Annotated in this window: 1 protein-coding gene; it reads right to left on the bottom strand. The window is 42.5% G+C overall.

Features of this window, described 5'->3' with window-relative positions; all coding sequences use genetic code 11:
• Positions 1 to 9,480, bottom strand: a 9,480-nt coding sequence (locus tag ACE1AQ_RS00380; RefSeq protein ID WP_374807639.1) for a CARDB domain-containing protein, incomplete at both ends; no start/stop codon positions are given.

Raw genomic sequence — 9,480 nt, 5'->3', positions numbered from 1 at the left:
TTAGTTAAATCAAGGACGGTATTAGCTGCATCTTCGTTAACATTGACATCAGTAATGGGATTGAGGACAGTTGGTGCATCATCTACTGGGTTAACTGTGACTAGGAAAGTATTGTCAACAGTTTTACCGTTAGATGTTCCCCGAATTGTAATATTAGCTGTCCCAGATTGATTGTCTTGATAGTCAAGGGTTAACTGATTGTCAATAATAGTAGCGGTGACTAATCCTGTATTGTCATTGACGAATACTGATTTAACAATTGAAGTCGGGTCATTATCAACGTCACTGAAGATATTAGTTAAATCAATGACGGTATTAGCTGCATCTTCGTTAACATTAACATCAGTAATGGGATTGAGGACAGTTGGTGCATCATCTACTGGGTTAACCGTAATGACAAAACTTGTGACATTAATATTACCACCTACTCCATCGGCTACCGTAAAGCTAAAGCTATCACTGGTCGTTTCTCCGCCATTATGAATGTAGGATAGTAAGCCACTATTAATATCGGCTTGGGTAAAGGTGTTATTAACCGCTAAAGTAACTCCATTGCGTTGTAAATTCCCATTTGTCGGAATCGTACTGATGGTAAAAGTTAACTGATCCGCGGTATTATCTGGATCTGTAACAGCAAGCAGACTATTAGAAATAGCAGAATTAGCTCCTTCATCAAGAGTTAAGCCTGCATTGACCGAGATTTGTGGAGGTTGATTAACTGCGCCACCGATTTGTATGGTTGCATCTGCCGTCGTCGGTGCTGCTTCTGTATTACCTGTGTTATCAACTGCAACTGAGTAGAAGGAGTAGGTATGTCCGGCTGTCCCCGTGTAAGTGGCTTCGGTTAACTCAGTATTATTGAGCCAGACTGTATAATTACCGCCATTATCAGAGACATAAATAGTATAAGTTGCCAAAGCTGATCCTGTATCTGTTCCTGTCCACTTAACGGTAAATTCAGGGTTATCCGTCGTGGTGGGTAAAGCATCAACTTGACTGCTAGGTTTATCAACATCAAGGGTGTTGAAAATAGGTGGAGTGCTGATGGGTTCTTCCGTATCGAAGATGATGGTCGCCTCTGCATCGATGACATCTCCTGTTTCAGCCGTGCGACTAGGACGAATGCTATAGGTAACAAAGCCATCGCCTACTCCATCTTCGTTATTGGGAGGTAAGAAGCCGATTAAGGGGTTTTCGGGAGTTTCACCTGTTTCTGGATCGATAGTAGTTAATGTCCAGAAAGCTTCGCCTTTTTGGATGTCAATACCAGCAAAAACATCAACCAAGAAGCCATGTTCTTCCGTTAAATCCACACGTTGATTGTAGAAAGAACGATTTTCAGGAACAGTAAAAGTTAAGCCTCCCCAACCGAAACTACCTAAGCGGAAGGTGCGGAAATCAACGTCAGAGTCTAAGGGATGGGTAATGTAAACAGTTTGAGCAGGTGCAGTCGCACTGGCTTGGTTTTCAAAGCGAATGGTATAGGGGAGGGTTTGCGAGGTAATCCAGTTTTCATCGCCAAATCCTGCTGGTCCTACGATGTCGTTGGGATCGATGGGACGAACTACAGGTATAGGTTTGGGATTGGGAGGAGGAGGAGGAGGACAGTTATTTTGAGAATTTCCAGACTCCAGTTTTACTGTTCCTTGAATGGGAAATTCAACAGTAATAAAATTTTGGTAAGGGAAAGGTTTACAATCCGGATCAGTGGTAGTATGCTCCAAATAGTAAGCCATACTGCTAAAAAACCCTACTGCACCAGGTTTTTTAGCATCTGACTCAGTAAAGTTGTACCAGTCTGACAGAGTATAACGTAATTTTCCTTCATAACTTACTATTTTGGTATTAGGGTTACATTTATCAGTTGTTTCTGAGTATTTTAAGTTAGCGACTTCTCCAGAAAGACCTTGCGTACCATTGACAGCAAACTTGAGATTGTCAGTTTGATCGAGTTTGAGGTTACCATTCCTAGCAGTAATAAGACTAGCGGCTGAAGTATTAGCTAAATTTGATGAGGTTGGTCGGTTATTTGCCTTAATTTGTGCCTCTAACCACTGTTGGATTTGAGAGGTAACTTGATTGTTGAGATTAATTACATCTATATCGGTGGCTGCTTCTTGACTAATGTGGTCAGTCGGCCCAAATGTTTGATTGCCGCCAGGACCATTAAGATATTTGAATAAGAAAGCAGCGGCATCGGGTTGACCTGAAATTGACCAAATCCTAGCAATATCAGTAAGCACACCCCTATATATATTGGCTTGAATATCTAGACAAAATCCTAGAATAGAAGGGGATAGATCCAATTGGGAGTCCAAGCTAGTCAGAGTGCTTTGATTAGTCCCTAAATCGGCTAATTCTCCAAGGAGAAGTTGATTAGAATTAAATTGGCGAACCCCTTCCTGCCACTGTTCAAGTGCCTCTTGGCGCAATAAATCCTCATAACTATTCCAAGTACCGTCAATATCTTGACTCAAGGTGGCTACGGATTGACTCCAAGTGTCAGAATTAGGATCAACTCCCACTGATTGCAAGATATCAGCTAAATTAAAGGTGTAATTAGTATTCTCAACCAAATCAGCACCTAAATTGAGAGTTGTGTTAAAGTTGGGAGCATATCCAGTTAAAGTAATACTGCCTCCTTGTCCGGGTCTGAGAATAGTTGACGGACCAGAGTCGGCTAAAGCCATTACTAGCTTTGCTCCTGATGTTGCTTGAGTATCACCTACTAAGACGGTGAGAATACCCGGATCTGAAGATAACAGAAGAAGCGGACTAGCAACGTCGTTATTACTGCTATTGAAGTAGTTATAAGTGTAAGTAAATGCCTGATTAGGTCTGAGAGCAATAGGCAAAAAACTATTCAAAGACAAAGGCACATTGTGGGATGTTGTTACCTCAAAAGCATTAGCTAAACGAGAGGTTAAATGATTGGTTGATTGCGTAAATTCGGGATCAACAGGGAATAAAATATCGGCTGGTGCATTGGGTAGAGTGACATAATCTGTAGCAGACCAATCAAAACTAATTTCTTCGGCTTCAACCAGTACATCATATTGACCAAGAGGAACATTTTCTAAGTTAAATGTGGCATATAATGTTACCCCATCTTGGTAATAAACACGCTGCGCCTCATATTTGTTGTCTTCATCTTCTAGAAAAACTTTTGCTGTTGGCAAGAATTTAGCACCATTTAATTTAACGGTGACATTGCCTCCTTGACCTCCTTGTGTAACATCAATCTCCTCTACTCCGAAAGGTATAATATCTGCTTGAATGCTGTAATCTTGTAGGTTAGGGCTGTTAACTGAATTAACTAAAACATAATAAGTTCCTTCAGTTGTGGTGGGTATAATAACTTCTGAATCAGCAACAAATGGTTCAGTATTGGTGAATTCAAACTGGCTACGAGTTGGCATAGCATTGTAACTTACAAAAACTTGATTATCAGCACTTGTTACATGGCTATCCAGTTTCAGTCGCAGTGTTTCTCCTCCAGAAACATCAACCCGATAATAAACTGACTGTCCTTGTCCTAAAGTCCCCGTATCAGGCGTACCTAATTCTAAGGACTCGACATCAACAGCAAAGTCATCTAAAGAAGCCTTAATATTATTTGCTTCATTAGATTCCGGTATATAGTTGCGGATGTCGCTGCGGACAATAACATAGTAATCCCCCGTTGCTACCCCTGGTAAAGTCGCGGTTACTGTCTTGCTATAACTTCCGCCTCCTGCAACCGGCCCTGTTTGGGAAACACGACCGAAGAAAGCATCATTGACATCCCATTGATTATCGCGAGAAAGATAGATTGTATCTTCCCAAGTGCCGATCGCCTCATTCGTGCTTTGATTGTTTACGGTATAACTAATTGTGGCATTTTGACCTGGCGTTCCATTGACAGGAATAGTAATTGTCCCTACTACTAAATCAGCAGGAGGCGGCAAAATTATTTCCGTCGAGAATCCGTCATAATTAACATTATTGATCTCTCCTAACCGTTCATAAACAGCATTACCGCCGTCCGTCACCACGAAAGCGTAAAAACGTCCCCCTAAGCCTCGCGGTATGTTAAAAGATTGAGTTGCAGTATAACTATCTCCTGCATTTAATCCCCCCGTATGGTTGCGATAGCCTAAATAAATATCGCTGTTGCGATCAAATACTTGATCACGGGATAGATAAACGGCATCATACCAACTTTGACCCGTATTGGCATCATTATTAACAACCGTCCAAGTTAAACTCAGAGATTGTCCGGCAATTCCCTGTTCCGGCGCATCCACGGCAGTGACAGCCAGATCAGCAGAAGGAGCGGGAGTAATCGGTAAAGTTCCGGTTCCCGAACCGCCTCCACTGGTACTATCGCTGGCTAAAACGTTATTATTCTCAAATGTACCTTCAATAACGTTATTATCCCGGTCAGTTTGCACCAGAACATAGTAACTACCGTTCAAATTAACAGGAAGGGAGAAAGTACCCGTGGCACTATAACTTGCTGATGGCTCTAAGGCTCCTGAACGATAAACCGACCCTAAATTAATGTCATCACCGCTGACATTTTTATCTAAAGACAAATAAACCTGATCGTACCAATAATTGCTATTAGTCCGTCCTGCCCCCAAATTTGCCACCGTCCAACTGAGGGTCAGCGGCTGTCCGGGAGTCACAGTATTTGGCAGAGTAATGCTAGTAACTTGGAGATCGGGAGTATCACGAGAGATGGTGAGGGGAAAAGCACTAGAGGCATTATTTCCCTCATTGCTACCTTCATAAACGCTATTAGCCGAATCAGTGACGACAAATAGCTGATAATTGCCTTCTAAGGTAAAGGGTAAGATAACACTTTCAGTCCGACTGTAGGTACCATTGGGAGCTAAAAGTCCGGTGCGGGTGAAGCTGGCGAGGGTCAGATCATCTGCATCCCCTAAAACCTCATCGTTAGAAACTACAAGGCGATCGCTCCAACTGTTAACAATGGTATCCCCAGTTCCCTGGTTTTTCACTGTCCATTGCACTTGAATTGTCTTACCAGCTTCTCCCGTAGTTGGAATAATTGCGTCAGTGACAACTAAATCCGCCGGTTGGGAAACAATTTGTACTTGATTGATACTTTGAGTGACGTTATTAACATTATCTAATTCAAATACTTGATCGCCGCTATCGGTCACACCAAAGACGTAGTAGGTGCCAGTTAAGGTATTGGGTAAGGCAAAGTTAGCGGTACGATCATAACCATCACCTGGATAAAGAACGCCATACTGGCCGACACTACCCAAATTAATGTCCGTTGCCGTATTTAGTTGATTATCGCTGGAAAGATAGAAGGTATCAGTCCAATAATAATTCGGGGTTTCTGTGGCTCCAAAGTTAGTGACTCGATAATTGATGCTTAAACTGCTACCAGAACGAGCGTTGCTCGGAATCGTTAAGGATTCAAACTCTAAATCTGGTGGCGGCGTTAGGGTAATGTTCGTTGCTGTGGTGTCGTAGCCACTATTGTTATTCTCAAAAACGTGCTCATAAACGTTGTTATAGATGTCGCTTTGGACAAAGAAGAAGAAACTTCCCGCCACACCAATGGGTAAATTAACTGTCGCTGAACCGGTATAATTTTCACCGGCATTTAACGCACCACTATGATAGAAATCTCCCAAAAAGCGATCGCCTGCATCTAAAGTTGCATCCTCCGACATCAACACGCGATCATACCAAGCTGTTTCTAAAGTACGTCCTGTACCAGCATTAGTGACAGTCCAACTCAGGTTCATTGGTTGTCCTGAGAAGGCTCCATTAGGAGCATTAACCGCCGTTACTTGTAAATCGGGGGGTGGAGTTAAATTAACATCCGTCGGCCCACCAGATCCCCAATTATCTCCTTCATTACCAACTTCGGTAACGTAGTTATAAACATCAGTTTGTACAAGGAAATAGTAATTGCCATCAATACCGCGAGGTAGGGTTACGGTTAAGCTGTTGCTATAACTATCATTCGGGTTGAGATAACTAGGATTAACTGCGTCTCCTAAATAGGTATCAGCATCGTCATAGGTAGTATCGAGGGACAAATAAACTCGATCATACCAAACAGGCGCATTAGTGGCACCAGTACCGACATTTTTCACTGTCCATTGTACGACGGTTTCTTGACTGGAAAAAGCCGTCGATGGTGCAGTTACCCCGGTAACTTGTAGATTGGGAACCGGAGCAAGTTGTAGGGAAATCGGACGATCATCTGTAGTAGTATTGTTCGATTCGTTCTGCGTTCCTTCAGCAAGTTGTCCGTAAAAATCGGTCGTTACAACCACTCGATAGTTACCAGTTAAACTGAGGGGAACGCTGTAGGATTGAGTCCGATTTAAGGAGGCTCCGGCGGCCAAGCTACCTGAATATTCAAAAATTCCGACATACTGGGTGGAATTGGTCGCCGTATTAACTAAAGACACATAATCATACCAAGTTCCTTCTGCGGTTGCTGCTCCTTGGTTTTTGACAGTCCAATTGATCTCAATTGGTTGTCCAGACAAGGATTCAACTGGTGCGGTAATATCACTTACTACTAAGTCGGGAGCATTGAGATTAATGGCGACAGCACGAGTATTGTTAGTCTCGTTAGTTTCCCCTTGACCTCCCGAACCATCAGCGACAAAGATTAAATAACGGTTTCCTGTGGCAAAGTTGGGGAGGTTGATATTGCGAGTAATGCTGTAACTTGCACCGGCGGCTAATGGTGTTTGAGTGGAGATTAATTCTTGGGTGATGTAAGTGTCAGCATTAGCATCAAAAATAGCATCGTTGGAGAGGTAAATGCGATCATACCAATCAGTGGGAGCGGCGCTTGTCCCTTGGTTTTGTACTGTCCAAGAAACTTCAATACTCTTACCGACTGTTCCGGTTGCAGGTGCGGAAGCATTAGAAACAATTAAATCGGGAGCGGTTAAAGTGATAGGAACCGCAGTCAGGTTATTATTTTCATTTATTTCCCCTTGATAATTGTCTCGATCCGCAACAAAAAGTAAATATTGATTACCTGCGGTAAAACTAGGTAAGGTGACATTCTTGCTGATAGTATAACTTGCACCAGTAGCTAAAGGCGTTTGTGTCGCTATCAATTCATAAGTAACTTGAACGTCATTGCTATCTAAAGTTTGATTACTGGAGAGATAAACTCGATCATACCAATCCTGACTTGCTGCTCCCGTACCGTTATTAGTGACAGTCCAAGTTAATTCAACTGTTTCCCCTAAAATGGCACTTGTCGGAGCATTGGTTGAGGTAACTCGAAGGTCGGAAGCGGAAATGTTAATCGGTAGGGAATAGACGTTGTTATTTTCGTCTGTCTCACCTTGATAGTTATAGTTATCAGCCTTGAAGAGCAAATAGCGATCGCCAGTAGCGGTACTGGGTAAGGTAACATTGAGGGTGCGGCTATAGGTTGCTCCGGCTGCTAGGGGAGTAAATGAACCTTGCCAAACTTCTGTCAGATAAGTATCATCGCTATTACCGAAGATTTGGTCAGTAGAAATCACAACCCTGTCGTACCAATCAGCATTAGCCGCAACAGTTCCTTGATTCTTCACATCCCAAGTAACGCTAATCGTTGCACCTACAGTTACCGATGCTGGTGCAGTGGCATTTGAGACAATTAAATCTGGTGCATCTATGCGGATAGGAATGGCACGATCATTATTATTTTCGTCCGTTTCTCCCTGTGCATTATTGCCATCTGCTCGGACAATTAAGTAACCATTGCCAACGAAGTTTATTTGATTAGGTAAGGTAATATTTTCGGTTTTGCTATAGCTTCCTCCGACGGCAACGGGAGTTTGTGCGGCGGCTGAAATACTGGTAATGAAGGTATCAGAACCGTCATAAGTATCATTACTTGACCAGTAAATATAATCAGTCCAATCGGCGGGAGCTTCTACTGTTCCCTGGTTCTGTACTGTCCAAGAAAGGCTGACTGTTCCTCCTAATGCTCCTGACTCTGGTGCCGTAGCATTACTAACAATTAAATCCGGCGAACCAATAGTAATGGGAATAGCTTGACTGTAGTTGTTGTTTTCGTTGGTTTCTCCTTGATAATTATAGGCATCAGCGCGGAAAAAGATGTAATAATTTCCTGGGGTAACATTGGGTAAGTTAATACTGCGATTGATCGTGTATGAACCGTCCGCTATCAAGGGGGTTTGAGTGCTTATTGGTTGGTCAATAATGTAAATATCATTACCATTACCAGGGATATTATCAGGAGAGAGATAGATAACATCATACCAATCTGCCGGTGCATCTGTCGTACCCTGATTTTTCACCGTCCATGATACATTGATCGCTCCATTCACAACCCCGCTACTGGGTGCAGTTGCTCCAGATATGATTAAGTCTGGCGCACCTAAAGTGATAGGAACAGCATAAGTATTATCGGTTTCGTTCGTTTCTCCTTGTTGGTTGTAGTAGTAGTAAGAGTATTGATCCGTAACAAAGATCAAATATTTATCACCGGTCCCTGCATAATTAGGAATAGAAATATTTTGGGTATCTGTATAACTTGTGTTAGCGGCGAGGGGACTTCTTGCAGCTTCCCAGAAAGCAGTAATCCATGTATCTCCACTATCCCAAGTCTGATCATTAGACAGATAAACTGAATCATACCAATCAGCATTCGCGGAAACAGTTCCATTATTTAGTACCGTCCACGAAACTGATATAGCTCCCCCTAAAATACCAGTGCTAGGCGCAGTCGCACTGGTAATAGTCAAATTTGGTGCAGCAATATCAATCGCCTGAGTATAGACGTTATCGTTTTCGTTGGATTCTGTTTGGTAGTTGTAAGCATCTGTCTTAAATAGTAAGTACCCACTTCCTATCGCCTGGCCGGGTAAGGTAACGTTACGACTTACTGTGTAGGTTTCATTGGGTTCTAAGGGTAAGCCGTAGCTACTGGAGATATATTCATAACTAATGACTGTAACATCATCACTATCCCCATAGATATTATTCTTGGAAAAAACTACCTGGTCATACCAGTAGGAACTTCCTGTAGTAACAGAACTGTCATTTTTCCCCGTCCAAGATAGGGTAAGACTCTGACCAGCAGTAGCCGTAGTGGGAGCGGTGACATTAGTAATAATTAAATTGGGTGCAGCAATATCAATCGCCTGAGTATAAACGTTATCGTTTTCGTTGGATTCTGTTTGGTAGTTGTAAGCATCTGTCTTAAATAGTAAGTACCCACTTCCTACTGCATTACTGGGTAAGGTGACACTGGTATTAACCGTATAGGTTTCATTCGGTTCTAAGGGTAATCCGTTGCTACTAGAGATATATTGTTGATTAAGATAAATATCATCACTATCCCCATAGATGTCATTGGTGGAGAAGACTACCTGGTCATACCAGTAGTAACTTCCTGTAGTAACAGAACTGTCATTTTTCCCCGTCCAGGATAGGGTAATAGTCTGACTAGCAGTAGCCGTAGTC

The sequence above is a fragment of the Microcystis sp. BLCC-F209 genome (assembly GCF_041928595.1).
Lineage (GTDB): Bacteria > Cyanobacteriota > Cyanobacteriia > Cyanobacteriales > Microcystaceae > Microcystis.
This window is presented reverse-complemented; position numbering and strand designations above follow the sequence as displayed.